Origin of the sequence: Intestinirhabdus alba (assembly GCF_009711095.1) — a bacterium.
Lineage (GTDB): Bacteria > Pseudomonadota > Gammaproteobacteria > Enterobacterales > Enterobacteriaceae > Intestinirhabdus > Intestinirhabdus alba.
In genome coordinates this window covers 160,784-185,249 of record NZ_WMJZ01000005.1, presented here as the reverse complement: position 1 = coordinate 185,249, position 24,466 = coordinate 160,784, and the positions used below count along the sequence as shown (strand labels likewise).

The window sequence follows — 24,466 nt, the reverse complement described above, 5'->3', positions numbered from 1 at the left end:
CTTCCTCCTTTAAACCTTATTCTTAAGGCAAACTCGTTATCGGTAATAAAAAAGATAACTTTACAGAAGCGTTTGATTTTAAGAATTAACTCAAGAACACAGGCAGGCCATTGGCACAACCCATAAAAAAACAATTAAATGCGGATGCCGTTCTCTTCAGAAAACAATTTAGCATAAGAGAGACTGCCGTTTTCTGCTTTTATTTATTAATAAAATCAATACTTACGGGTGATAGCGGCAGCGCCTTCGCACTCCGGAAAAGTACGTTTCATTTCAATCTGAATAATTTGAATATTAAGAAAATACTTATTAAGGCTGCGCGCCGTGGTGAGAAAAAACAGGCGCTCCGCTTAGCGTAAACGATTAACGACAGAGATCTCCATCGCTAAAGAGAGACCTGTTATTCCATGTGCCAGCTTCGACGCGCAGCCGGGACAGAACAGAGTCCGGGCGCGGGACATCGACAGAACAGGGCGCAGTAAGCCGCCCCTGAGGCGGCCGACAGGCGGCATGAACCGGTATCCGCCCCATAGCGGAAAGGTCATCCGGCCGGACCGGCCCCTTTCTTTGAAATCCGTCACAATCAGCGCATTCCCCTTTTCCCTTTTTTCTGGCGATGGCTAGATTAGTAACTCATCCGACCACGCAACAATTATTTTACATACTGGATCTTCTATGCGCTATCCGCTGCTGTTCGCTCCGCTCGATCTGGGCTTCACCCGGCTGAAAAACCGGGTTCTGATGGGCTCAATGCACACCGGGCTTGAAGAACGCTCCGACGGCGCGGAGCGTCTGGCGGCCTTTTACGCCGAGCGCGCCCGCCACGGGGTGGCGCTGATCGTCACCGGCGGCATCGCCCCCTCGCCGTCCGGCGTAACGACGACGGGCAGCGCAACCCTGAACGACGCCGGGCAGCTGCCGCACCACCGGACCATCGTCGATGCGGTGCACCGGGAGGGCGGCAAAATCGCCCTGCAGATCCTTCATACCGGCCGCTACAGCTATCAGCCACATCCGGTGGCCCCCTCGCCGATCCAGGCACCGATCGGCCGCGTGGTGCCGCACGCCCTGACCCATGAGGAAATTTTACAACTGATCGCTGATTTCGCCCGCTGCGCGCAGCTGGCGCAGGAGGCGGGCTATGACGGCGTGGAGGTGATGGGGTCCGAGGGATATCTGATCAACGAGTTCCTTACCCGCCGCACTAACCGGCGCACCGATCGGTGGGGCGGCGATTACGCCAGCCGCATGCGCTTCGCCGTGGAGGTGGTGCGGGCGATCCGGCAGCGGACGGGGCGCAATTTTATTATTATTTACCGCCTGTCGATGCTCGATCTGGTGGAGGACGGCAGCACCTTTGAGGAAACCGTACAATTAGCGCAGGCGGTTGAGGCGGCGGGCGCAACGCTGATTAATACCGGCATCGGCTGGCATGAAGCGCGTATTCCCACCATTGCGGCCCCGGTGCCGCGCGGTGCCTTCAGCTGGGTCACGCGCAGGCTGAAGGCGCACGTGACGCTGCCGCTGATCGCCACCAACCGGATTAACGATCCGCAGGTGGCCGAGACGATTCTGGCTCACGGCGACGCCGATATGGTGTCGATGGCGCGGCCGTTTCTGGCCGACGCCGAGCTGCTGTCAAAAGCGCAGTCCGGACGCGCCGAAGAGATCAATACCTGCATCGCCTGTAATCAGGCCTGCCTGGATCGGATCTTCGTCGGCAAGGTCACCTCCTGCCTGGTGAATCCCCGCGCCTGCCATGAAACCCTCATGCCGATCGTCCCGGCCCGGCGCAGTAAAGATCTGGCGGTCGTAGGCGCGGGTCCGGCGGGCCTCGCCTTTGCCGTTAACGCGGCGGCGCGCGGTCATCGGGTGACGCTGTTTGACGCCCGGAACGAGATCGGCGGCCAGTTTAACGTTGCCAGACAGATCCCCGGCAAAGAGGAGTTTTCCGCCACGCTGCGCTACTACAGGCGGATGCTCGACGTCACCGGCGTCAACCTGCGCCTTGGCCAGTACGCCACCGCGGAGGATTTGCGCCCGTTTGACGAGGCGATCCTTGCCAGCGGGATCGTCCCGCGCCAACCGCCCATCGACGGTATCGATCACCCTAAGGTATTGAGCTATCTGGCGGTGCTGCGGGATAACGTGCCGGTGGGCAGGCGGGTGGCGATTATTGGCTGTGGCGGAATCGGCTTCGATACCGCGCTGTATCTCAGCCAGTCCGACAGCCCCACCAGCCAGGACATTACCGGGTTCTGCGCGGAATGGGGGATCGACACCACCCTGCGCGGGCCAGGCGGCCTGCTCCCGGAGGGGCCGCACCCGGCGCGCAGCCAGCGGCAGATCGTGATGCTCCAGCGCAGCGCCGGCCGGCCGGGGCAGGGGTTAGGGAAAACCACCGGCTGGATCCACCGCGCCACCCTGCTGGCGCGCGGGGTCCGCATGATCCCATCGGTGACCTACCAGAAGATCGACGACGCGGGGCTGCACCTGCTGATCGACGGCAGGCCGCAAACTCTGGCGGTGGATCATATCGTGATCTGCGCGGGCCAGGAGCCAAACCGCGAGCTGGCGGAGCCGCTGCGCGCGGCGGGAAAAACGGTTCATCTGATTGGCGGATGCGACGTCGCGGCAGAGCTGGACGCCCGCCGCGCCATCGCCCAGGGCACCCGCCTGGCGCTGGCGATTTAGCGCCATCGCCTTTGGCTGACCGCCTTCCGTACCGGAGCGCCGCGGGGTCGGGCGGCGCTTAGCGGCGGCGGCCCGTTTTCACCGCTTTCAGAATGACAAATTTCGTATTGGTGGCCACGGTGGCACAGTTGCCGAACACCTTCTTCAGCTTGTGGAAGTAGTCAAGATGGCGGTTCGCCACAATGTACAGCTCGCCATTGACCTTCAGGCAGCGGCGCGCGTGATGGAACATCTCCCAGGCGATATTGTCCGTCAGCGCGTGCTTCTGGTGAAACGGCGGATTGCAGAACACGGCGCTGAAGCGGAAAGGCTCCACCCCGGAAAGCGCGTTGTTAATCATAAATTCGCAGCGTTCGAAGGCCCCTGGAAGGTTAGTTTCCACGTTCAGGCGGCTGGAAGCGACGGCCATCGGCGACTCATCGACAAACATCACCCGCGCCTGGGGATTCTTTTCCAGCAGCGTCAGGCCGATAACCCCGTTGCCGCAGCCGAGATCGACAATCTCCCCCTCCAGATTCTCCGGCAGGTGCTGCATAAAGAAGCGCGCGCCGATATCCAGCCCGGTCCGCGAGAAGACGTTGGCGTGGTTGTGAATGGTCCAGCCGGTGCCCTCCAGCGGCCAGCTCAGGGTTTCGGGCGCATCGGCCAGCGCGGGCCCGCTAAAGGTACAGTTAATCAGACGGGCTTTTTTCCACGCCAGGGTGGTGGTGGTCGGACCGAGCACCTTTTCAAACAGCGCCAGCGTGGAGGTGTGAATATCACGCGCCCTGGCCCCGCCGATAATGCGGGTCCCGGGGGTGACCACTTTACGCAGCGCCCGCAGCTGCTGCTCCAGCAGCGCCAGCGTTTTCGGGATTTTAATCAGCACAATAGCCGGTGCCTGCGGATAATCTGCGGTACTGTCGAGAAACTTCACGCTGGCTTCCGGGAGCGCGTTATGGCGTAAATTTTCGCGGATCGCCAGCTCGCTCAGGTAAGAGTCGCCGATGCTGTAGGGCGAATGCTCGGCAAGGGCGCAGCTCAGCGCGCCGAAGGCGTCGTTGAGGATCAGGAGCGGCCCGCTGATTTCTACCTCGTCCAGCTGCTGCAGCAGATATTCATCCGCCGCCTCCCAGGCCTGAAGCGGACTAACCTCATCCGTTTCCGGAAAACGTTTCAGCATCAGCGAACGGAAAGCGTTGTCTAAGTGGCTCATCGGCCCTCCTGAATGGTAACATTTCGGCGTAATCATCCCCGTAAAGGGGGCGTGAGTATACATTATTTTGGCTACGCAAAATCATTCAGGTTGCTTTGTAAAGCGCGGCCGCGCCCGGAGGCGGCCTGAAGGAGAAAGCCTGTGAGGCAACGATGCATCCACTAACTTACCTGCAGGGTTACCCTGAGCCGCTGCTGGCTCAGGTACGCGCGCTGATCGCCGAACGGCGGCTGGGCGCGGTGCTGGAAAAACGCTATCCCGGCGTACATGACTGCGCCACCGATCGGGCGCTCTGGCACTATACCCAGGATCTGAAAAGCCGTTATCTGCGCAACGCCCCGCCGGTGAACAAGGTGATGTACGACAGCAAAATTCACGTTCTGAAGAACGCGCTCGGGCTGCATACCGCGGTGTCGCGGGTACAGGGCGGCAGGCTGAAGGCGAAGGCCGAGATCCGCATCGCCACCGTGTTCCGCAGCGCGCCGGAGCCGTTTCTGCGCGCCATCGTCGTCCACGAGCTGGCGCACCTGAAGGAGAAAGATCACAACAAGGCCTTTTATCAGCTCTGCTGTCATATGGAGCCGCAGTATCATCAGCTGGAGTTTGACATCCGCCTGTGGCTGACGCAGCTGTCGCTGGCGCAGGATAAAGTCTGAAAAAGCGCCGCGCCGGTTATATTCCCGCCGGCGCGGGCATAAAATGACCGGCTTACCTTTTCGTTAAGGATAACGACCCATGGCGCACCCCACAGCCCGCTTCATCCGCCGCTTTTTGTTCTGCCGACGGACGTTAATAATTGCCGTCTTACTGACGATAACCGCCACCGCCGCCGCTATCTATTACGCCAACCATCTTATCGTTACCAGCACCCGGTCGCTCACCTGGAGCGACGTCAATGCCGTTCCCGCGCGCAGCGTCGGCCTCGTGCTGGGCGCGAAGCCCGGAAACCGCTACTTTGTTCGCCGGGTTGATTCGGCGGCCGCGCTTTACCGGGCGGGCAAGGTAAAGTGGCTGCTGGTCAGCGGCGATAACGGTCAGAAAAATTACGACGAACCGTCGGCCATGCAGCAGGCGCTTATCGCCCGCGGCGTGCCGGAGCAGGCCATCTTTTGCGACTATGCCGGGTTCTCGACGCTGGACTCGGTTGTCCGCGCGCAAAAGGTGTTTGGCGAAGACCGGGTTACCGTGATTTCTCAGGAGTTTCATAACCAGCGCGCCATCTGGCTGGCCCGGCAGTACGGCATTGACGCCGTAGGCTTCAACGCCCCGGATCTGAACATAAAACACGGTGCCCGTACCCGCCTGCGTGAAAAGCTGGCGCGGGTCAGCGCCCTGATAGACGCGAAGATCCTGCACCGCCAGCCAAAGTACCTTGGCCCCAGGGTGACGATCGGCCCCGACAGCGCCCACGGCTGCCCCGCGGCGTAATGAAAGCCAGAGTGCGCCGCAGCGCACTGACTTTGTCATAAAGGCGTGCCAGACTACGCCTCTCAGCCTCTCTCTTATGGAGCCAAAAGCCGTTTATGATACGTTTCGCCGTGATTGGCACCAACTGGATCACCCGCCAGTTTGTCGATGCCGCCCATGAAACCGGTAAATACAAGCTCACTGCGGTCTACTCCCGTACCCTTGAACAGGCGCAGCGCTTCGCCAGCGATTACCCCGTCGAACATCTGTTTACCTCGCCTGAAGCCCTGGCGCAGAGCGAGGCGGTTGATGCGGTGTATATCGCCAGCCCGAACGCGCTGCACTTTTCCCAGGCCCGGCTGTTCCTCAGCCATAAAAAGCACGTGATCTGCGAGAAGCCGCTGGCATCAAATCTCATGGAGGTCGATGCCGCCATCGCCTGCGCCCGCGAAAACCAGGTGGTGCTGTTCGAAGCGTTCAAGAGCGCCAGCCTGCCGAACTTTGCGCAGCTGCAGCAGTCGCTGGCGAAGGCAGGCAGAGTGCGCAAGGCGTTTCTCAACTACTGCCAGTACTCTTCGCGCTACCCGCGCTACCTTGCCGGCGAAAATCCCAACACCTTCAATCCGGCCTTCTCCAACGGCTCGATAATGGACATCGGCTTTTATTGCCTCGCCGCGGCGGTGGCGCTGTGGGGCGAGCCGCGCGGGGTGCAGGCCACCGCCAGCCTGCTGGAGAGCGGCGTCGACGCCCACGGGGTGGTGGTCATGGACTACGGCGACTTCAGCGTCACGCTGCAGCACTCCAAGGTAAGCGACTCCGTTGTGGACAGCGAAATTCAGGGCGAATCAGGCTCGCTGGTCATAGAAAAGCTCGCCGACTGCCAGAAGATATGCTTCGTGCCGCGCGGTGGAAAAAGCCAGGATCTCTCGGTGCCGCAGCATATCAATACCATGCTGTATGAGGCGGAGGCGTTCGCCCGGCTGGTGGAGAATAACGAGGTGGACCACGCCGGGCTGGCAATCAGTCGCACCACCGCGAAGCTGCTTACGGAAATTCGTCGTCAGACCGGCGTGGTATTTCCGGCGGACCGGCGCGATCCGCCCCGGAGCGCGTAAAACCCTGTAAAACAGAGGTAACGGGTCATTGACTGTACGCCTGGCCTGTCATACTTTGTTACCCGCAAAGGGGAGTAACTTTTTTGCCGGCCGATCGTCATTACGATGCGTGAAAAACCGCATCCGGTCGCCGGGCAGCGGAACAGGAGTACGGTCGTCGTATTCCTGTTTTGTTGTAAGTGAGACCTTGCCGGAAGGCGAGGTCTATGCATAAAAAGCAGCGGCTGGCGTCTTCCGACGTTAGCCGCTTTTTTATGCGTAAGGAAAATTTATGAATAGTGTCGGCACACCTTTGTTATGGGGCGGATTTGCGATCGTTGTGGTCATCATGCTGGCCGTCGACCTCCTGCTTCAGGGGCGTCGCGGTGCTCATACCATGACTATCAGGCAGGCTGCGGTCTGGTCGCTGATCTGGGTCTCGCTCTCTTTGCTGTTTAACGCCGCCTTCTGGTGGTATCTGACGGAGACCGCCGGTCGGGAGGTCGCCGATCCGCAGGCGCTGGCGTTTCTCACCGGCTATCTGATCGAAAAATCCCTGGCCGTGGACAACGTGTTTGTCTGGTTAATGCTGTTCAGTTACTTCTCCGTTCCGCCGGCGCTACAGCGCCGGGTGCTGGTTTACGGCGTGCTGGGGGCGATCGTCCTGCGCACCATCATGATTTTCGCCGGCAGCTGGCTTATCACCCAGTTCGAATGGATGCTGTACGTTTTCGGTGCCTTCCTGCTGTTTACCGGCGTGAAGATGGCGCTGGCTAAGGAGGATGAATCGGGGATTGGCGACAAGCCGCTGGTCCGCTGGCTACGCGGCCATCTGCCCATGACCGACACCATCGAAAGCGAACACTTTTTTGTGCGTAAAAAGGGCCTGCTGTTCGCCACGCCGCTGCTGCTGGTGCTGATTCTGGTGGAGTTAAGCGACGTCATCTTCGCCGTTGACAGCATCCCGGCGATCTTCGCGGTCACCACCGACCCGTTTATCGTACTGACCTCTAACCTGTTCGCCATCCTCGGCCTGCGCGCGATGTATTTTCTGCTGGCGGGCGCGGCGGAGCGCTTTTCCATGCTGAAATATGGGCTGGCGGTCATTCTGGTGTTTATCGGTATCAAGATGCTGATCGTCGATTTTTACCATATTCCCATCGCCGTCTCTCTGGGCGCGGTCTTCGGTATTCTGCTGACCACGCTGCTGGTCAACGGCTGGGTTAACTACCGGCGCGATAAAAGACCGCAGGCCTAATCAGGCACCTTGCTGTCCGCCGTTCAGGCCCGGAGGATCCCCCATCCGCCGGGCTTTTCGCCGGCGATGTCAAATAAGAGTTAACACAAAGTTACATAATTTGATCGCCACGAAAATTCCAGCATATTTAACTTCCCGAACGCGCAACTTTCCTTATACTCGTCCTGGCAAACGGTTTGTTACATCCTGAAAGATACGTCAACAGAGCGTACGGTGGATGAACATCAACACATTAAAAGGATTCACTCATGTCTACGCAACGCTCACCGGGGCTAATCCGGCGTTTGGCTCACGGCAGCCTGGTTAAACAAATTCTGGTTGGTCTGATACTGGGCATTTTGCTGGCGCTGGTCTCTAAACCCGCAGCCGAAGCCACGGGTCTGCTGGGTACGCTGTTTGTCGGCGCGCTGAAGGCCGTGGCTCCGGTGCTGGTACTGATGCTGGTCATGGCCTCCATCGCCAACCATCAGCAGGGGCAAAAAACCGCCATTCGTCCGATCCTGTTCCTCTACCTGCTGGGCACCTTCTCCGCCGCGCTGACCGCGGTTGTCTTCAGCTTTATCTTTCCATCAACGCTCAGTCTGACCAGCAGCGCAAACGACGTTGTCCCGCCGTCGGGCATCGTTGAGGTGCTGCGCGGCCTGTTAACGAGCATGGTGTCGAACCCGGTTGACGCCCTGCTGAACGCCAACTATATCGGGATTCTGGTCTGGGCCGTGGGCCTCGGCTTTGCCCTGCGCCAGGGCAATGAGACGACCCGAAATCTGGTCAACGATCTGTCCAGCGCCGTCACGTTTATGGTCAGGCTGGTGATTCGCTTCGCGCCGATCGGTATCTTTGGCCTGGTCTCCTCGACGCTGGCGGTCACCGGCTTTGACGTGCTGTGGGATTACGCCCGGCTGCTGGCGGTACTGATTGGCTGTATGCTGCTGGTGACCCTGGCCATCAACCCGCTGCTGGTGTTCTGGAAAATTCGCCGCAACCCCTATCCGCTGGTATTTACCTGCCTGCGCGAAAGCGGCGTTTACGCCTTCTTCACCCGCAGCTCGGCGGCGAACATTCCGGTCAACATGGCGCTGTGCGAGAAGCTGAACCTGGATCGCGACACCTACTCCGTCTCCATTCCGCTGGGCGCAACCATTAATATGGCGGGCGCGGCGATCACCATTACCGTGCTGACCCTGGCCGCAGTGCACACCTTAGGCGTGCCGGTGGATCTGCCGACCGCCCTGCTGTTGAGCGTGGTGGCCTCCCTGTGCGCCTGCGGTGCCTCCGGCGTGGCGGGCGGCTCCCTGCTGCTGATCCCGCTGGCCTGCAATATGTTCGGCATTCCAAACGATATCGCCATGCAGGTGGTCGCCGTCGGCTTTATTATCGGCGTACTGCAGGACGCCTGCGAAACGGCGCTGAACTCCTCCACCGACGTGCTGTTTACCGCCGCCGCGTGCCAGGCCGAAGATGAACGCCTGGTCAAAAACGCCCTGCGCGGATAGCGCCCCCGCCCTCCGTCAGCGGGCGGAGGGCGTCTCCTGCTGGACGCGCTTCTCAATACGAAAAGGGTCGATACCGCGCCGCTTCATGCGCCAGAAGCGGATAATATTCAGGCCGTTGATGACCAGAAAACTGCCCTCAATCAGCGTGCCGCCAATCGATCCCAGCCAGAAATTATGGCACACCCAGCAGGCGGTGGCGCACCACATCACGCAGCGCACCGTCAGCCCCCGGCAGCGAAACAGCGCCCAGGTGCTGGCCAGGGTGCCGATAATCGGCAGCAGCTCCATGGCGTGCTGTAGTTTCGCCAGCCCCAGCACCAGCGTCAGAAGGAGGAATAGCGCCATCACCCACAGCCTGCGGGTGCGCATGGAGATCAGCGTGCGTACGCTGTTCAGCCCGGCGCTCATTCCGGCAGGCCAGGCTCCCATCAGAAAAAAATGCGCGCCGATAATGGCGCTGTAGAGCGCCAGCTGCAGCCGAAAGCGGCGCTCATCGCGATTAAAGAAGGTGGTGATGCCGATCAGAAAAGCAACAACGCCCACGCCCTGGGCCAGCCAATACGCGGTCATAAACGATTTACCCCTAAGTTATGCCAGATGGCGCGACGCTTATCTGGATTTCCGAAATAACTTATCAGGAGCGGGGGCTTTATAACATTCCCCAAAAGATTTCGTACTACCGCAAGGCGGCAGGTTCATTCATCCCCGGCAGCTTACATCAGTAAGTGACCGGGGTGAATGAATGCAGCCAGCACGGCTGCGGTGCGAAAGATGAAGGGTAATTACAAAGTTACACCGCTTTTGAAAATCGCCAGCTCCCGGAAATCATTCCGCTCATTGCAGGTCTGCTTGCCGTTGGCAAACGCCACAATCGCCTCGATAAATTCTTCCAGCAGCTGCGGCATCGCCTTGCCGTGGATCAGCTGTCCGGCGTCAAAGTCGATCCAGTGCTTTTTCTTCGCCGCCAGCTCGCTGTTGGTGGCGATCTTCACCGTCGGCACAAAGCCGCCGTAAGGGGTGCCACGTCCGGTGCTGAACAGCACCATGTGGCAGCCTGCGCCGGCCAGCGCGCTGGTCGCCACCGCGTCGTTGCCCGGCGCGCTCAGCAGGTTCAGGCCGTGGACCTTCAGCCTTTCGCCGTAGCGCAGCACGTCAACAACCTGGCTGGAGCCCGCCTTCTGCGTGCAGCCCAGCGACTTATCCTCCAGGGTGGTAATACCGCCCGCCTTATTGCCCGGCGACGGATTCTCGTAGATCGGCTGGTCGTGGGCGATGAAGTACTGCTTAAAGTCATTGACCATCGTTACCAGCTTGTCGAAGGTCTGTTCGTCACGGCAGTGGCTCATCAGCAGCCGCTCAGCGCCAAACATCTCCGGCACCTCGGTCAGCACGGTGGTGCCGCCGTTGGCAATCACATAATCAGAGAAACGCCCCAGCATCGGGTTGGCGGTAATGCCGGAGAGGCCGTCGGAACCGCCGCACTCCAGGCCAAACTTCAGCTCGCTGAGCCTGCCCGGTTCGCGCTTGTCGTGACGCATTGTCTCGTAAAGCTGGTGGAGATGTTCGATCCCCGCCTCCACCTCGTCGTCCTGATGCTGGCAGATCATAAAGTGCACGCGCTCAGGATCGTATTCACCCAGGGTTTCGCGGAAAGCGTCAACCTGGTTGTTTTCACAGCCAAGACCGATCACCAGTACCGCCCCGGCGTTAGGGTGGCGCACCATGTTTTGCAGCATGGTGCGGGTGTTAATATGGTCGTCGCCGAGCTGCGAGCAGCCGTAGGTGTGGCTGAAGAGGAAAACGCCGTCGATGCCTTCGGCGCTGTTGGTCTCTTTCAGAAAACGATTCTGGATCTGCCGCGCGATGCCGTTAACACAGCCCACGGTCGGCAGGATCCACAGCTCGTTACGCACCCCAACCTCACCGCCGGCGCGACGGTAGATCTGCACCTCACGATCCGCCGGCTGTGCCGCAACGTCCTGAAAATCAGGTTGATAGCTATACTCGTCCAGATCGCTCAGATTGGTACGTGTGTTATGGGCATGAATATGCTCGCCCGCCGCAATATCCGTCAGGGCATGGCCGATGGGCAGGCCATATTTGATGACGTTTTCACCGCGCGCGATGTTACTCAGCGCAAACTTATGCCCACGCGCGACCTCCTGACAAAGCGTGACGGTCTGATTATCAACGCTTACTTCAGCGCCCTGCGCCAGGTCAGCGAGCGCTACCGCCACGTTATCCAGCGCATGGATCTTGATGTATTGCATATCAACCCCGGACCTTAGTTCAGTTCAATGGCGAAGTAGTCGCGCGCATTGTTAAAGCAAATATTTTTCACCATCTCGCCCAGCAGCTGAATATCCGCAGGCGCTTCGCCCGCCGCCACCCAGCGGCCAATCATCTGGCACAGAATGCGGCGGAAATATTCATGACGGGTGTAGGAGAGGAAGCTGCGGCTGTCGGTCAGCATACCGACAAAGCGGCTCAGCAGGCCAAGCTGTGCCAGCTGGGTCATCTGACGTTCCATGCCGTCCTTCTGGTCGTTGAACCACCAGCCGGAGCCAAACTGCATTTTGCCCGGCATCCCTTCGCCCTGGAAGTTGCCGATCATCGTCCCCAGCACTTCGTTATCGCGCGGGTTCAGGCAGTAGAGGATGGTTTTCGGCAGCAGATTCTCTTCGTTCTGCTTGCTGAGCAGCCTGGAGAGCGCCTCCGCCATCGGGCGGTCGTTGATGGAGTCGAAGCCAACGTCCGGCCCCAGCAGGTTAAACTGACGCAGGTTGTTGTTGCGCAGGGCACCGATATGGTACTGCTGCACCCAGCCGCGACGCGCATATTCCGCGCCGAGGAACACCAGCACGGCGGTTTTAAACTGCGCCACTTCGTGTTCGCTCAGGGTTTCGCCCGCCAGGCGGCGCGCCAGAATGCGGTCCAGATCGGCCTCGCTCGCTTCGGCGAACAGCACCACGTCAAGGGCGTGGTCGGAGACTTTACAGCCGTGGGCGGCAAAGTGATCCAGACGTTTGGTCAGGGCGCTTTGCAGATCGGCAAAACGGCGGATCTCCGTATCGGAGACTTCACCCAGCTTCGCCATATAGTCGTTGAAGGTCGCCAGCTCGATATTGAAGGCTTTATCCGGACGCCAGCTTGGCAGCACTTTGATGGCAAAGGAGCTGTCTTTAGCCACGGCGGCGTGGTGCTCCAGGGAGTCTACCGGATCGTCGGTGGTGCCCACCATCTTCACGTTCATCTGCTGCATGATGCCGCGCGCGGAGAAGCGCTCCTGCGCCAGCAGCGCGTTGCACTCATCCCAGATGGCGTCTGCGGTGGCTGGCGAAAGCAGCTTGCCCGTAATGCCAAACGGGCGGCGCAGTTCAAGGTGCGTCCAGTGATACAGCGGGTTGCCGATGGTGTGCGGCACCGTCGCCGCCCAGGCGTCAAACTTTTCGCGATCGGAAGCATCGCCGGTGCACAGGCGCTCGGCCACGCCGTTGGTGCGCATTGCGCGCCACTTATAGTGGTCACCCTTCAGCCAAATATCGTACAGGTTGTTAAAGCGGTAGTTGTCCGCAATCTGCTGCGGCGGCAGGTGGCAGTGGTAGTCAAAAATCGGCTGGTCTTTTGCGTAGTCGTGGTACAGGCGGCGGGCAAATTCGGTATCCAGCAGAAAATCTTCAGTCATAAACGGCGTCATTATCGTCTTCCTCTCAGCGAGTGCGTCGGATGCTTATGTTTAGATGTTGTCAAAGTTATCACACCAATTTCCAGCAACCGAAGGTATTTTCGTGAGCAAGATCAATAAACCTCAACAAATAAATTACTCCCCACGGGGTAAACACCCCCACAGACCGCGCCAGCTCTGGCGTTACTGAAACGGGATAATGTCCACACGAAGGATCGCGCTTTTGTGATATCACTCACCTTTTAAAGATGTATGACAAGTTATCTTTCTGCCGTCGCAATACATTAGCCGACGGAATGCAAAATTACCGATGAATTCATCATCGGATTGACCGGTACGGAAACCGAATTAGCACGATTACTTAATGATGGCACGTTCGGGGAGTACCGTTTTTTGTCGGTTACGCCCTTCGTTACAGCACATTCTCCGGCTCTACAGAGGAAAATGGCCGCACCTGGTGCGGAAATAACAAAACGATGAGGTTTTACATGCGTAAAATTAAAGGGTTACGTTGGTACATGATCGCACTGGTGACGCTCGGCACCGTGCTGGGTTACCTGACACGTAACACTGTGGCGGCAGCTGCGCCAACTCTGATGGAAGAGTTACACATCTCCACCCAACAGTATTCCTATATCATCGCAGCCTACTCCGCTGCTTACACCGTCATGCAGCCCGTAGCGGGCTATGTCCTGGACATTCTGGGCACCAAAATCGGCTATGCATTTTTCGCTGTGGCCTGGGCCGTCTTCTGTGGCGCAACGGCGCTGGCAGGCAGCTGGGGCGGACTGGCGCTGGCGCGCGGAGCGGTCGGCGCGGCCGAAGCGGCGATGATCCCGGCGGGCCTGAAGGCCAGCTCCGAGTGGTTCCCTGCTAAAGAGCGCTCCATCGCCGTCGGCTACTTCAACGTGGGTTCCTCTATTGGCGCGATGATCGCGCCGCCGCTGGTGGTCTGGGCTATCGTGATGCACAGCTGGCAGATGGCGTTCATTATCTCCGGCGTTCTGAGCTTTATCTGGGCGATGTCCTGGCTGATCTTCTATAAGCACCCGCGCGATCAGAAAAAGCTGACCGACGAAGAGCGTGACTACATCATCAACGGCCAGGAAGCCCAGCACCAGACCAGCAGCGCCAGGAAAATGTCCCTGGGGCAGATCCTGCGCAACCGCCAGTTCTGGGGCATCGCGCTGCCGCGCTTCCTCGCAGAACCGGCCTGGGGCACCTTCAACGCCTGGATCCCGCTGTTCATGTTTAAGGTCTATGGCTTTAACTTAAAAGAGATCGCCATGTTCGCCTGGATGCCGATGCTGTTTGCCGACCTTGGCTGCATCGTCGGTGGCTATCTGCCGCCGCTGTTCCAGCGCTGGTTCGGCGTGAACCTGATCGTTTCGCGTAAAATGGTGGTCACGCTGGGCGCTCTGCTGATGATTGGCCCGGGGATGATCGGTCTGTTTACCAGCCCGTACGTGGCGATTATGCTGCTCTGCATCGGCGGTTTCGCTCACCAGGCGCTCTCCGGCGCGCTGATTACGCTCTCTTCCGACGTCTTCGGGCGCAACGAAGTGGCGACCGCCAACGGCCTGACCGGCATGTCCGCCTGGCTGGCGAGCACCCTGTTCGCCCTGGTGGTCGGCGCGCTGGCCGATACCATTGGCTTCAGCCCGCTGTTTGCGGTGCTGGCGGTATTCGATCTGCTCGGCGCGCTGGTGATCTGGACGGTGCTGCAAAACAAACCGGCCAACGAAACGGACTCTGGCTCCGGTCCCCAGATCGGTACGCCGGCCGCCCAGAATTGATCTGACGCGCAAAGCGCGTTAAATCCCACAGAGCCGCCCCTCAACAGGCGGCTTTTTCGTCTCTGCGAGTGGAGCCAACCTCGCGAAAATGGTATAACAACTACAGTCTGCCGTATCATATCTGGAGTGCATATGGAAATCGCCGAACCACGACGTTTGTATCAACAGCTTGCCGCTGATCTGAAAGAACGTATCGAGCGGGGCGTTTATCTGGTGGGCGATAAGCTGCCCGCCGAACGCTTTATCGCCGATGAAAAAAATGTCAGCCGCACCGTGGTTCGTGAAGCCATCATCATGCTGGAGGTGGAAGGGTACGTCGAGGTGCGTAAAGGCTCCGGTATCCACGTGATCGCCAACCAGCCGAAGTACAGCGTCACCCCGGATGAAAATCTTGAATTCGCCAGCTACGGCCCCTTCGAACTGCTGCAGGCCCGCCAGCTTATTGAGAGCAACATTGCCGAATTTGCCGCCACGCAGGTGACCAAGCAGGACATCATGAAGCTGATGGAAATTCAGGAGAAGTCCCGCGACGAAAAAAATTACCGCGACTCCGAATGGGACCTGCTGTTTCACGTGCAGGTGGCGCTGGCGACCCAGAACTCCGCCCTTGCCGCCATCGTCGAAAAAATGTGGACCCAGCGCGTGCACAATCCGTACTGGAAAAAGCTGCATGACCACATCGATTTACGCACCGTAGACAACTGGTGCGGCGATCACGATCAGATTCTGCGGGCGCTGCTGCATAAAGATCCGCACGCGGCCAAGCTGGCGATGTGGCAGCATCTGGAGAACACCAAGCTGATGCTGTTTAATGAAACCAGCGATGACTTTGAATTTAACGCCGACCGCTATTTGTTTACTGAAAATCCGGTGGTTCACCTTGATACCGTCGGCAATGGTGCAAAATAGCCACTCTTCTTCCAACAGGCGCGCTGCTGTGCCTGTTGGCGACACAGAGTAAGCATAAGATATAAAGTGTCAGCCTGTGTAAATCCTCTCGCCTCTCTCACGCTTGATAAGCAAAATCCCTCTGCAACACGACGTAATTTCTTTAACGGACTACCCTGACCTTTGTTACAATTGGATGCAATTCGACGTGTTATATGGCAGCACGTCAAAATAAACAGGAGTGGCTCAGGCCGCGACATTGCGTCCGCTCGTCGCCCGGAAAACCATAACGAATAGACGACGCAGCACTTTTCAGCATACCGGCATGACGTTAACCGCTTCATCAGGAATATTGAATGGAACTTTTGAACCAATTACTGCACGCTCTGTGGGCACAGGATTATGAAACGCTGGCTAATCCGGCGATGATCGGCATGCTGTACTTTGTCCTGTTTGTGATTCTGTTCCTGGAAAACGGGCTGCTGCCGGCGGCCTTTTTACCCGGCGACAGCCTGCTGGTTCTGGTAGGCGTGCTGATAGCAAGGGGGGCGATGGGCTTTCCACAAACGCTTCTGCTGCTGACCGCCGCCGCCAGCCTCGGCTGCTGGCTGAGCTATATTCAGGGGCGCTGGCTGGGCAATACCCGCATCGTACAAAACTGGCTGTCGCATCTGCCGGCCCACTACCACCAGCGCGCCCATCATCTGTTCCATAAACACGGCCTGTCGGCGCTGCTGATTGGCCGCTTTATCGCCTTTGTCAGAACCCTGCTGCCCACCATCGCCGGCTTGTCCGGTCTCAGCAACGCCCGCTTTCAGTTCTTCAACTGGATGAGCGGCCTGCTGTGGGTGCTGATTCTGACGTCGCTGGGCTATCTGCTCGGCAAAACGCCGGTATTTCTGAAATACGAAGATCGGCTGATGGCCTGCCTGATGCTGCTGCCGCTGGTGCTGCTTGTTTTCGGCCTGGGAGGCTCACTGGTTGTTCTGTGGAAGAAAAAATATGGAAACCGGAGTTAAAAGGATGCTGAAACCACGCATTACGCTGCGACAGCTGGCCTGGGCTACCTCTTTTTTGACGGTGGCTGGCGTCGCGCTTCTCTTCTGGTCCGCCATTCGCCAGCCGGACGCCACGCTGGCAATCCGCGCCATTCACCATGGGGCCAGCGCACCGGACGGCTTTTCCGTCTGGCATCATCTGGACGCCAACGGCATCCACTTCAAAAGCATTACCCCTCAAAATGACGCCCTGCTGATCACCTTCGACACCCGCGCGCAAAGCGCGGCGGCAAAGGTCGTACTGAGCAGGACGCTGCCGCGAGACTACGTTATCGCCCAGCAGAACGGTGCCAGCCAGGCGGAGCAGTGGCTGACCCGTATGCGGATTAGCGCACACCGATTTGGCTAGCGTTCGCGGGGCGGCGTGAAGAGTATTTATTAAGCACTTCTGGATAACACCCGGGCGATTCAGCGCCGCTACCGCGCATTTTGCCCGCCGGGCCTCCCCCTCCGCGCCCGGCCTGCCTCCCGCCAACCGCAAAATAATCTGAATCAGATCACCGCGTTGGTGATCTACCGTTTTCTGTCTATGATTAACAGGGTGGGTTCACGGCCCGCCGTTTTAACCACTGGATCATCGTTCCTGATAGCCAGGTTCGGGCCACAATGGAAGGTTCGCCATAATGAAATACCGTATCGCTTTCGCCATTACCCTCTTTACGTTTAGCGCCGGCAGCTACGCCAATACCCTGTGCCAGAAGAAAGCGCAGGAGATTCAGCGAGAGATCGGCTTTGCCGAAAAGCACCACAATCAGAATCGTATTGATGGGCTGAAAAAAGCGTTAAGCGAAGTCCAGGCGCACTGCAGCGACAGCCAGCTTCGCGCCGAGCATCAGAAAAAAATCGCCGGACAGAAAGAGGAGATCGCTGAACGTGAGCGCGACCTGGTCGAAGCGAAACAAAAAGGCGATATGGATAAAATCAGGAAACGTGAGCGTAAGCTTGCCGAAGCACAGGAAGAGCTACAAGAGCTTGAGGCACGTCAGTACTAATCACTGCTTACTCATCTGGAGAATGGTATGTCAAAAGATAATACATCGGAAAATTTGCGCGCCGAGCTGAAATCCCTGACCGATACGCTTGAGGAGGTGCTCAGCGCCTCTGGCGATAAGTCCAGGGAAGAGTTGAGTAAGATTCGCAGCAAAGCGGAGCGTGCGCTGAAAGAGAGCCGCAACCGCCTGGGCGAGACCGGTGATGCGATCGCCAAACAGACCCGTGAAGCGGCCTCTCGCGCCGATGACTATGTCCGTGAAAATCCCTGGGCCGGCGTTGGTATCGGCGCAGCGGTTGGCGTGGTCCTGGGTATGCTACTGGCGCGTCGCTGATTATGGCGCATACTCATCAAGCCCAGGGGCCGGGCAAAAGCGTGCTGAGCATCGGGCAGCGGATCGTCACCCTGATCGTTGAGATGGCGGAAACCCGTCTGCGGCTGGCGGTCGTTGAGTTAGAAGAGGAAAAAGCTAACCTTTTCCAGCTATTGCTTATGCTGGGGCTGACCATGCTTTTTGCCGCTTTTGGCCTGATGAGCCTGATGGTCCTCATCATCTGGGCCGTCGATGCGCAATATCGCCTCAATGCGATGATCGCCACCACGGTGGTGCTGCTGGTTCTGGCGCTTATTGGCGCAATATGGACGCTGCGCAAGGCGCGGCGCTCCACCCTGCTGCGCCATACGCGCCATGAGCTGGCCAACGATCGTCAGCTTCTCGAAGGAGATGCCGATGAGCGGTAAGGCCGAACGCCAACTGCGCAAGGCGCGCCTGCTGAGCGAAATCCAGCAGCAGCGGCTGGACCTGTCCGCCAGCCGCCGCGACTGGCTGGAGAGCACGGGCGCATACGATCGCAGCTGGAATACGCTGCTCAGCCTGCGCGCCTGGGCGCTGGCCGGCAGCAGCGTCCTGGCTATCTGGAGCGTTCGTCACCCCAACAGGCTGGTACGCTGGGCAAAACGCGGCCTCGGCGTCTGGAGCGCCTGGCGACTGGTTAAGTCCACCCTTCGCCAGCAGCAGCTGCAGATTAAGACGCCGCACCGCTAATCCGCCACTGAATCATAACGCCATCCGGCTCCTCTGCCCGATGGCGTTCACGCCTGGCCCCCATTCAATTATTTTGATAAATCCTGACAGTTTTACTCGCTAACATTTGCCATTTGCCACGTCTATCATTCTCTTCATCGAACGCAAACGCGCTGAATAAGCTGAGTTTGCTCAATAAAACAGAAATAACCGCCTTAATCGTTCTCTGGAGAACAGAATGAAAAAATTAGAAGATGTTGGTGTCCTGATCGCGCGTATTCTGATGCCGATCCTGTTTATCACGGCTGGATGGGGAAAAATTACCGGCTATGGGGGCACTCAACAATATATGGAGGCCATGGGCGTACCGGGCTTTCTGCTGCCGCTGACCATCCTGCTGGAGTTTGGCGGCGGCCTGGCGATCCTCTTTGGTTTTCTGACCCGCACCACCGCGCTGTTTACCGCCGGTTTTACGCTGCTGACCGCCTTTATCTTCCACAGCAACTTTGCGGAGGGGGTAAACTCCCTGATGTTCATGAAAAACATGACCATTTCCGGAGGCTTTCTGCTGCTGGCCCTCACCGGCCCCGGCGCTTACAGCATCGACCGCCTGCTGAATAAAAAGTGGTAAGCGCTGAATCATTCGGCCTGCAACACAAAACGTCAGGCCATCTTCCCCTGCCCACCCGACGGGCAGGCGATGCAGGGGGAGCCGGCTCGCCATAAGCCGCTGCCCGGGCAGCCTGGCGTATGACGGGATAAACTGACAAAACGGGGGGAAAGGCTCCTCGTTTTACTCTACGCAGGAGAGAGAAGATGGGACAACTTATAGACGGCGTCTGGCATGACGTCTGGTACGACACCCGCTCCACCGGCGGAAAATTTCAGCGTTCCGTATCGGCGTTCCGCAGCTGGCTTACCGCCGACGGCGCGCCCGGCTCCACGGGGAAAGGGGGATTCGCCGCCGAAAAGGATCGTTATCATCTTTATGTGTCACTCGCCTGCCCGTGGGCCCACCGCACCTTGATCCTGCGTAAACTAAAGGGACTGGAGCCGTTTATCTCCGTCTCCGTCGTGCATCCGCTCATGCTGGAGAACGGCTGGACGTTCGACGATAGCTTCCCGGCGGCAACGGGCGATCGCCTTTATCAACACGAATTCCTCTACCAGCTTTATCTGCATGCCGATCCGCACTACAGCGGCCGCGTCACCGTGCCGGTTCTGTGGGATAAAAAGAACCACACTATCGTCAGCAATGAGTCTGCTGAAATCATCCGCATGTTCAATACCGCTTTTGATGCGCTGGGAGCCAGAGCCGGTGATTACTATCCCCCGGCGCTAAGGGAAAAAATCGACGAGCTTAACGGCTGGATCTACGACAAAGTGAACAACGGGGTCTATAAAGCCGGATTCGCCACCAGCCAGCAGGCCTATGACGAGGCGGTTGAAGGTGTCTTTACCGCGCTGGCTCGCCTGGAGCAGCTCCTCGGGCAGCACCGCTACCTGACCGGCGACAGGCTGACGGAGGCGGATATCCGCCTGTGGACTACCCTGGTACGCTTCGATCCGGTCTACGTCACCCATTTCAAATGCGACAGACAGCGTATCAGCGACTATCTGAATCTCTACGGCTTCCTGCGGGATATTTACCAGACGCCGGGCGTCGCCGAAACCGTTAATAGCGATCACATCCGTCACCACTATTTTTGCAGCCATCGGACCATCAACCCGACGGGAATTATTTCCGTCGGCCCGTGGCAGGATCTGGATGAACCGCACGGGCGCGATCGCCGCTTTGCCTGATGGCGGCAAAGGGCGTGCTCCCCGATCCGCAGGGTTTGCACCGATGAGAAAAAGGCGGAAAACCTCCCGCCTTTTTTATTTCCCCCGCAGCGAAGTCGTGCCCCAATTAATAAATAATATATATATTCTCATCTATTACCATTAAAACCAGAAATACAAATAAATTATCCTGCCGCCAGATGAAAAATTGAAAATGACATCGCTAAATCGTTATGCTATGTTTCTCCAGTTTTTATAAATAGGGATGTTTTATTATGCAATGGTATTTACATGTTTTAAAAAATTACGCGGGGTTCTCCGGGCGCGCACGTCGTCAGGAATACTGGATGTTTACGCTGATAAACTGCATCGTGGCTGCCGTTCTTAACGTTATTCAGGGGATTATTGGCTTAGAGTTTCCGTATATCACCATCATTTATGTTCTGGCGACGCTTGTGCCCGCCATCGCCGTTGGCGTACGCCGTCTGCACGATACCGACCGCTCCGGCTTCATGATGTTTTTGCACTTTATTCCGCTGGTTGGCAGCATCATCCTTCTGGTATTTTTCTGCAAAGCAGGAACCGAGGGTGAAAATAAATACGGTCCCGACCCTAAAGGTAGCGTAGCCAGCTGATTTCTCGTTCGGGGCAATATTTTTTTGCCCCGAAGCCGCCGGCATCTGATGGCGTCGAACTATTTCCTGGCAAATAATTTCGGAATTTCGCGCAGGCACCAGGCTTTGGCCTCGCCCATACTGTCCCGCCGCCAGGCCATAATTATATCCACCTCGCTGGTTGATTCCGGGCTGACCACGCGCAGCCGCCCTTCGGCAATATCTTTTTCCACCAGCGGATACGGCATTGTCGCCACGCCAAGACCGGCCAGCAGCGCCTGTCGTTTATCCTGAATGCTGCTTACCGTCAGGCGCGGCTGCTTATCCAGAAGCTGAACCGTCAGCACCGGGCGCTCCCGCGCCGTATCCGCCACCGCCACGCCGCGATACTTTACGCGGGTCACCTCCGAGAGCGGCTCCGGCTCCTGGTGAATAGGGTGATCCGGCGCGGCGACATAAACGTTCAACAGGGTATAGAGCCTGCGGGAATTAATTTCCGACGAGGAGCGGAAATGCATATCCGGGGCGATGACGATATCGGCGCGCCCCTGCTCCAGCCGCTCCCACGCTCCCGCCAGCACCTCGGTAATCAGCGAAAGCTGAGTATTCGACTTTACCGCCAGCCGCTCAATCAGCGGAAAGAGCGTCGCCGTCGGCACCAGCGCCTCGGTAATAATCGTCAGATGGGTTTCCCAGCCGCGGGCCAGCGCCTCGGCGTCGGTGGTCAGCTTATCCGCCGCTTCCAGCAGCACCCGGCCGCGTTCCAGCAGCATACGCCCCACGTTGGTGAATTTCGTCCGGTGGCCCGAACGATCGAACAGCACCACATCCAGCTCTTCTTCCAGCTTCTGCATGGTGTAGCTGAGCGCGGAAGGCACCCTGCCCAACTCATCCGCCGCCGCCGCGAAGCTGCCGCGGCGGTCAATCGCATCCATCACGCGCAGCGCTTCCAGCGTTAACGCCCTCTCTTTCGCCATAGCTATCTCATTCAGGAAATTTGAACATACCGGGCAGAATATCTGGCTAACAATGCAGCGTCCAGCCTCTTAACATAAAAGGACGTTAAGCGAGGTCAATAATTATGATTATCCCCCGAACGGCCGGACAGTGCGGGCAGGCGGACTACGGATGGCTACAGGCGCGTTACACCTTCTCTTTTGGCCACTATTTCGATCCGCAGCTGCTGGGCTACGCCTCCCTGCGGGTTCTGAATCAGGAAGTGCTGGCACCCGGTGCCGCCTTTCAGCCGCGCACATGGCCGAAGGTGGACGTCCTGAACCTCATTCTGGAAGGCGAAGCGGAATACCGCGACAGCGATGGCAACTACGTCCGGGCAAAGTGCGGCGACGCGCTGCTGCTCGCCGCCCGTCCGGGCATCAGCTACCGCGAGCATAACGCCCGTAAAGACAAGCCGCTGACGCGCCTGCAGCTGTGGTTTGACGCCTGCCCGGAGCGTGAAAATCCGCCGGTGCAGAGCATCCCGCTGACGATGGCTGAACAGCAGCTTATTGCCTCACCCGACGGCGCGCAGGGGAGCCTGCTGCTGCGTCAGCAGGCGTGGGTGCGGCATATCCGGCTGGCCCCCGGAGAAACGCAACGCTTCCCGCTGCGCGGTTCGCGCGCCTGGCTGCAGTCGATTCACGGCGCTTTTCACGCTATAACGCACGGGGAGAAGCGCGAGGCGCTGGCCTGCGGCGACGGCGCATTCATTCATGACGAGGCTGACATAACCCTGGTCGCCGACACGCCGCTGCGCGCCCTGCTGATAGATTTACCGACCTGAGCCGGAGAAGCGGCGCGATGACGATGAATAAACCCGCCCGTCAGGCGGATGCCGGGCAGGAAACCGCCGGCGGCCCGCCCCAAAAAAACAACCCCGCCGAAGCGGGGCCGTGTCTGAAAAGGTGAAACTGACCGATAAGCCGGGTTCTGTCGTGGACAGTCATTCATCTAGGCCAGCAATCGCTCACTGGCTCAAGCAGCCTACCCGGGTTCAGTACGGGCCGTACCTTATGAACCCCTATTTGGCCTTGCTCCGGGTGGAGTTTACCGTGCCGCGGACTGTTACCAGCCGCGCGGTGCGCTCTTACCGCACCCTTTCACCCTTACCTGATCCCACCTGAGTGGGCCATCGGCGGTTTGCTCTCTGTTGCACTGGTCGTGGGTTTCCCCCCCAGGCGTTACCTGGCACCCTGCCCTATGGAGCCCGGACTTTCCTCCCCTCCGCCCGTCTCCCCCGAAGAGGACGACGACGAAGCGGCGACTGTCTGGTCAGCTTCGGCGCGAAGTATAGAGGGTTTATCCGCCCTTGTCACCCGCTACAGCGCATTCCCACCGCCAGCGTCGCGGCGATATTACGCGAGGCCCGGTAGATATTATCAAAGGCACCGCGGAAGGCTTCCTCCAGCGTGCCGATGCGGGTCAGGACGCTGAAGACCGCGTCGATACCATACTGATGCACCACCTCTACATCGCGCGTCAGGCTGCCCGCAATGCCAATCACCGGCTTATGGTATTTCTTCGCCACGCTGGCTATACCCACCGGCACCTTACCGTGAACGCTCTGGCTGTCGATACGCCCTTCGCCGGTCACCACCAGCGTACAGTCACGGATATGCGCTTCCAGATTCAGCGCCTGAATCACGATCTCAATACCGCTCTTCAGCTCCGCGCCGAGAAACGCCATCAACGCCGCCCCCATGCCGCCCGCCGCGCCCGCGCCGGGGACATCCTTCACCTCCACGCCCAGAGAGCGTTTTATCACTTCGGCGTAGTGGGCCAGGTTGCGATCCAGCTCCAGGATACGCGCCTCGTTCGCCCCTTTCTGCGGCCCGAAGATGCGGGAGGCCCCCTGGTCACCCACCAGCGGGTTGGTGACATCACAGGCCACGCGGATTACGCACTGCTTTAAGCGCGGGTCCAGCCCGGAAATATCAATGCTGCTCAACGCGCTGAGGCTGCCGCCGCCGTAGCCGATATCGGCCCCGCTGGCGTCGCACAGCCTTGCGCCCAGCGCCTGCACCATGCCGGCACCGCCGTCGTTGGTGGCGCTGCCGCCAATGCCGATGATAATGCTGGTTGCCCCGCTGTCCAGCGCCTGCAAAATCAGCTCACCGGTGCCGCGGGAGGTGGTGATCAGCGGATTGCGTTTTTCAGGCGGCACCAGCGCCAGGCCACTTGCCGCCGCCATCTCAATAAACGCGGTTTTGCCGTCGCCGGACAGCCCCCAGCTGGCGTTCACCGTCTCGCCCAGCGGCCCGGTCACCCGCGCGCAACGTTCACTGCCCTGCGTGGCGGCAATCATGGCTTCAACGGTTCCTTCACCGCCGTCGGCAACCGGAACGCAAACATATTGCGCATCGGGAAAAATTTCCCGAAATCCTTTTTCAATCGCCTGTGCTACCTCAGTGGCAGAGAGGCTTTCTTTATAAGAGTCTGGGGCAATTACGATTTTCATAGTTAAGTCGCCTGACAGTGCCGCGCAAGG

At 58.7% G+C, this 24,466-nt stretch carries 25 protein-coding genes and 1 other RNA gene; 19 read left to right on the top strand and 7 right to left on the bottom strand.

Features of this window, described 5'->3' with window-relative positions; all coding sequences use genetic code 11:
* The first annotated feature begins 110 nt into the window (after positions 1 to 110).
* Both GJV78_RS05830 and GJV78_RS05825 read left to right on the top strand, forming a co-directional pair.
* Positions 111 to 359, top strand: coding sequence for a hypothetical protein (locus GJV78_RS05830; RefSeq protein WP_155107440.1), 249 nt, complete (start codon positions 111 to 113; stop codon positions 357 to 359).
* Positions 360 to 675: 316 nt separating this feature from the next.
* Positions 676 to 2,694 (top strand): NADPH-dependent 2,4-dienoyl-CoA reductase, encoded by a 2,019-nt coding sequence (locus tag GJV78_RS05825; RefSeq protein WP_155107439.1) that lies wholly within the window; start codon positions 676 to 678, stop codon positions 2,692 to 2,694.
* 58 nt (positions 2,695 to 2,752) lie between these two features.
* Here GJV78_RS05825 and rlmG read toward each other — a convergent pair whose 3' ends face one another.
* Complete coding sequence (gene rlmG / locus GJV78_RS05820) at positions 2,753 to 3,889, bottom strand: 23S rRNA (guanine(1835)-N(2))-methyltransferase RlmG (protein WP_155107438.1); 1,137 nt, start codon at positions 3,887 to 3,889, stop codon at positions 2,753 to 2,755.
* Between the two features lie 152 nt (positions 3,890 to 4,041).
* Between rlmG and GJV78_RS05815 the strand changes: the two genes are divergently transcribed.
* From GJV78_RS05815 to sstT, 5 genes are all read left to right on the top strand, one after another.
* Complete coding sequence (locus tag GJV78_RS05815; protein ID WP_155107437.1) at positions 4,042 to 4,545, top strand: M48 metallopeptidase family protein; 504 nt, start codon at positions 4,042 to 4,044, stop codon at positions 4,543 to 4,545.
* Positions 4,546 to 4,624: 79 nt separating this feature from the next.
* The gene (locus GJV78_RS05810; RefSeq protein WP_155107436.1) at positions 4,625 to 5,317 is read left to right on the top strand and encodes a SanA/YdcF family protein; all 693 of its coding nucleotides are present in this window, start codon (positions 4,625 to 4,627) and stop codon (positions 5,315 to 5,317) included.
* Positions 5,318 to 5,412: 95 nt separating this feature from the next.
* Entirely contained in the window at positions 5,413 to 6,411 is a 999-nt protein-coding gene (locus GJV78_RS05805; protein WP_155107435.1) for a Gfo/Idh/MocA family protein, read from the top strand.
* 271 nt (positions 6,412 to 6,682) lie between these two features.
* Positions 6,683 to 7,648 carry a TerC family protein gene (locus tag GJV78_RS05800; RefSeq protein WP_155107434.1) on the top strand — a complete coding sequence of 322 codons (966 nt, stop codon included), beginning with the start codon at positions 6,683 to 6,685 and terminating at the stop codon, positions 7,646 to 7,648.
* Positions 7,649 to 7,896: 248 nt separating this feature from the next.
* Positions 7,897 to 9,141 (top strand): serine/threonine transporter SstT, encoded by a 1,245-nt coding sequence (gene sstT, locus GJV78_RS05795; RefSeq protein ID WP_155107433.1) that lies wholly within the window; start codon positions 7,897 to 7,899, stop codon positions 9,139 to 9,141.
* Between the two features lie 15 nt (positions 9,142 to 9,156).
* On the opposite strand, the gene GJV78_RS05790 is transcribed toward sstT, so the two are convergent.
* The 3 genes from GJV78_RS05790 to uxaC all read right to left on the bottom strand — a co-directional run bounded on the left by GJV78_RS05790 (position 9,157) and on the right by uxaC (position 12,838).
* On the bottom strand, positions 9,157 to 9,711 hold the full coding sequence (locus tag GJV78_RS05790; protein ID WP_155107432.1) for a YgjV family protein: 555 nt from the start codon (positions 9,709 to 9,711) through the stop codon (positions 9,157 to 9,159).
* Between the two features lie 212 nt (positions 9,712 to 9,923).
* Positions 9,924 to 11,411 carry a UxaA family hydrolase gene (locus tag GJV78_RS05785; protein WP_155107431.1) on the bottom strand — a complete coding sequence of 496 codons (1,488 nt, stop codon included), beginning with the start codon at positions 11,409 to 11,411 and terminating at the stop codon, positions 9,924 to 9,926.
* A 14-nt stretch (positions 11,412 to 11,425) separates the two neighbouring features.
* Entirely contained in the window at positions 11,426 to 12,838 is a 1,413-nt protein-coding gene (uxaC, locus tag GJV78_RS05780) for a glucuronate isomerase (protein ID WP_155107430.1), read from the bottom strand.
* A gap of 476 nt (positions 12,839 to 13,314) precedes the next feature.
* On the opposite strand from uxaC, the gene exuT reads away from it, so the two are divergent.
* From exuT to GJV78_RS05725, 11 genes are all read left to right on the top strand, one after another.
* Positions 13,315 to 14,622, top strand: coding sequence for a hexuronate transporter ExuT (gene exuT, locus GJV78_RS05775; RefSeq protein WP_155107429.1), 1,308 nt, complete (start codon positions 13,315 to 13,317; stop codon positions 14,620 to 14,622).
* 132 nt (positions 14,623 to 14,754) lie between these two features.
* The gene (gene exuR / locus GJV78_RS05770; RefSeq protein WP_155107428.1) at positions 14,755 to 15,531 is read left to right on the top strand and encodes a transcriptional regulator ExuR; all 777 of its coding nucleotides are present in this window, start codon (positions 14,755 to 14,757) and stop codon (positions 15,529 to 15,531) included.
* A 335-nt stretch (positions 15,532 to 15,866) separates the two neighbouring features.
* Positions 15,867 to 16,529 carry a DedA family general envelope maintenance protein YqjA gene (gene yqjA / locus GJV78_RS05765; protein WP_155107427.1) on the top strand — a complete coding sequence of 221 codons (663 nt, stop codon included), beginning with the start codon at positions 15,867 to 15,869 and terminating at the stop codon, positions 16,527 to 16,529.
* 4 nt (positions 16,530 to 16,533) lie between these two features.
* Entirely contained in the window at positions 16,534 to 16,917 is a 384-nt protein-coding gene (gene mzrA, locus GJV78_RS05760; RefSeq protein ID WP_155107426.1) for an EnvZ/OmpR regulon moderator MzrA, read from the top strand.
* 274 nt (positions 16,918 to 17,191) lie between these two features.
* Positions 17,192 to 17,560 (top strand): DUF1090 domain-containing protein, encoded by a 369-nt coding sequence (locus GJV78_RS05755; protein ID WP_155107425.1) that lies wholly within the window; start codon positions 17,192 to 17,194, stop codon positions 17,558 to 17,560.
* Between the two features lie 27 nt (positions 17,561 to 17,587).
* Positions 17,588 to 17,893, top strand: a complete 306-nt coding sequence (locus tag GJV78_RS05750) for a DUF883 family protein (RefSeq protein ID WP_155107424.1) — start codon at positions 17,588 to 17,590, stop codon at positions 17,891 to 17,893.
* Positions 17,894 to 17,895: 2 nt separating this feature from the next.
* Positions 17,896 to 18,300 (top strand): phage holin family protein, encoded by a 405-nt coding sequence (locus tag GJV78_RS05745; protein ID WP_155107423.1) that lies wholly within the window; start codon positions 17,896 to 17,898, stop codon positions 18,298 to 18,300.
* Positions 18,290 to 18,604, top strand: a complete 315-nt coding sequence (locus GJV78_RS05740; RefSeq protein ID WP_155107422.1) for a YqjK-like family protein — start codon at positions 18,290 to 18,292, stop codon at positions 18,602 to 18,604. The genes GJV78_RS05745 and GJV78_RS05740 overlap by 11 nt, the downstream gene beginning before the upstream one ends.
* A 217-nt stretch (positions 18,605 to 18,821) precedes the next feature.
* Entirely contained in the window at positions 18,822 to 19,214 is a 393-nt protein-coding gene (locus GJV78_RS05735) for a DoxX family protein (protein ID WP_155107421.1), read from the top strand.
* Between the two features lie 185 nt (positions 19,215 to 19,399).
* Positions 19,400 to 20,386: a glutathione S-transferase family protein gene (locus GJV78_RS05730; RefSeq protein WP_155107420.1), complete on the top strand. Its 987-nt coding sequence runs from the start codon at positions 19,400 to 19,402 to the stop codon at positions 20,384 to 20,386.
* Between the two features lie 254 nt (positions 20,387 to 20,640).
* Positions 20,641 to 21,000: a DUF805 domain-containing protein gene (locus GJV78_RS05725; protein WP_155107419.1), complete on the top strand. Its 360-nt coding sequence runs from the start codon at positions 20,641 to 20,643 to the stop codon at positions 20,998 to 21,000.
* 59 nt (positions 21,001 to 21,059) lie between these two features.
* On the opposite strand, the gene GJV78_RS05720 is transcribed toward GJV78_RS05725, so the two are convergent.
* The gene (locus GJV78_RS05720) at positions 21,060 to 21,956 is read right to left on the bottom strand and encodes a LysR family transcriptional regulator (protein WP_155107418.1); all 897 of its coding nucleotides are present in this window, start codon (positions 21,954 to 21,956) and stop codon (positions 21,060 to 21,062) included.
* Between the two features lie 104 nt (positions 21,957 to 22,060).
* Between GJV78_RS05720 and GJV78_RS05715 the strand changes: the two genes are divergently transcribed.
* On the top strand, positions 22,061 to 22,762 hold the full coding sequence (locus tag GJV78_RS05715) for a pirin family protein (protein WP_155107417.1): 702 nt from the start codon (positions 22,061 to 22,063) through the stop codon (positions 22,760 to 22,762).
* A 119-nt stretch (positions 22,763 to 22,881) separates the two neighbouring features.
* Here GJV78_RS05715 and rnpB read toward each other — a convergent pair.
* Together rnpB and garK are read right to left on the bottom strand one after the other, a co-directional pair.
* An RNA gene (rnpB, locus tag GJV78_RS05710) (RNase P RNA component class A) lies at positions 22,882 to 23,258 on the bottom strand.
* 32 nt (positions 23,259 to 23,290) lie between these two features.
* Complete coding sequence (garK, locus tag GJV78_RS05705; protein WP_155107416.1) at positions 23,291 to 24,436, bottom strand: glycerate 2-kinase; 1,146 nt, start codon at positions 24,434 to 24,436, stop codon at positions 23,291 to 23,293.
* Positions 24,437 to 24,466 lie beyond the last annotated feature (30 nt).

Coding starts and splice junctions, on each gene's coding strand:
- GJV78_RS05825 (WP_155107439.1), top strand. CDS start 676: ATGCGCTATCCGCTGCTGTTCGCTCCGCTCGATCTGGGCTTCACCCGG.
- GJV78_RS05750 (WP_155107424.1), top strand. CDS start 17,588: ATGTCAAAAGATAATACATCGGAAAATTTGCGCGCCGAGCTGAAATCC.
- GJV78_RS05790 (WP_155107432.1), bottom strand. CDS start 9,711: ATGACCGCGTATTGGCTGGCCCAGGGCGTGGGCGTTGTTGCTTTTCTG.
- exuT (WP_155107429.1), top strand. CDS start 13,315: ATGCGTAAAATTAAAGGGTTACGTTGGTACATGATCGCACTGGTGACG.
- GJV78_RS05810 (WP_155107436.1), top strand. CDS start 4,625: ATGGCGCACCCCACAGCCCGCTTCATCCGCCGCTTTTTGTTCTGCCGA.
- GJV78_RS05815 (WP_155107437.1), top strand. CDS start 4,042: ATGCATCCACTAACTTACCTGCAGGGTTACCCTGAGCCGCTGCTGGCT.
- GJV78_RS05785 (WP_155107431.1), bottom strand. CDS start 11,411: ATGCAATACATCAAGATCCATGCGCTGGATAACGTGGCGGTAGCGCTC.
- rlmG (WP_155107438.1), bottom strand. CDS start 3,889: ATGAGCCACTTAGACAACGCTTTCCGTTCGCTGATGCTGAAACGTTTT.
- GJV78_RS05740 (WP_155107422.1), top strand. CDS start 18,290: ATGAGCGGTAAGGCCGAACGCCAACTGCGCAAGGCGCGCCTGCTGAGC.
- exuR (WP_155107428.1), top strand. CDS start 14,755: ATGGAAATCGCCGAACCACGACGTTTGTATCAACAGCTTGCCGCTGAT.
- mzrA (WP_155107426.1), top strand. CDS start 16,534: ATGCTGAAACCACGCATTACGCTGCGACAGCTGGCCTGGGCTACCTCT.
- yqjA (WP_155107427.1), top strand. CDS start 15,867: ATGGAACTTTTGAACCAATTACTGCACGCTCTGTGGGCACAGGATTAT.
- GJV78_RS05715 (WP_155107417.1), top strand. CDS start 22,061: ATGATTATCCCCCGAACGGCCGGACAGTGCGGGCAGGCGGACTACGGA.
- sstT (WP_155107433.1), top strand. CDS start 7,897: ATGTCTACGCAACGCTCACCGGGGCTAATCCGGCGTTTGGCTCACGGC.
- GJV78_RS05730 (WP_155107420.1), top strand. CDS start 19,400: ATGGGACAACTTATAGACGGCGTCTGGCATGACGTCTGGTACGACACC.
- GJV78_RS05805 (WP_155107435.1), top strand. CDS start 5,413: ATGATACGTTTCGCCGTGATTGGCACCAACTGGATCACCCGCCAGTTT.
- GJV78_RS05735 (WP_155107421.1), top strand. CDS start 18,822: ATGAAAAAATTAGAAGATGTTGGTGTCCTGATCGCGCGTATTCTGATG.
- GJV78_RS05720 (WP_155107418.1), bottom strand. CDS start 21,956: ATGGCGAAAGAGAGGGCGTTAACGCTGGAAGCGCTGCGCGTGATGGAT.
- uxaC (WP_155107430.1), bottom strand. CDS start 12,838: ATGACGCCGTTTATGACTGAAGATTTTCTGCTGGATACCGAATTTGCC.
- garK (WP_155107416.1), bottom strand. CDS start 24,436: ATGAAAATCGTAATTGCCCCAGACTCTTATAAAGAAAGCCTCTCTGCC.
- GJV78_RS05725 (WP_155107419.1), top strand. CDS start 20,641: ATGCAATGGTATTTACATGTTTTAAAAAATTACGCGGGGTTCTCCGGG.
- GJV78_RS05755 (WP_155107425.1), top strand. CDS start 17,192: ATGAAATACCGTATCGCTTTCGCCATTACCCTCTTTACGTTTAGCGCC.
- GJV78_RS05800 (WP_155107434.1), top strand. CDS start 6,683: ATGAATAGTGTCGGCACACCTTTGTTATGGGGCGGATTTGCGATCGTT.
- GJV78_RS05745 (WP_155107423.1), top strand. CDS start 17,896: ATGGCGCATACTCATCAAGCCCAGGGGCCGGGCAAAAGCGTGCTGAGC.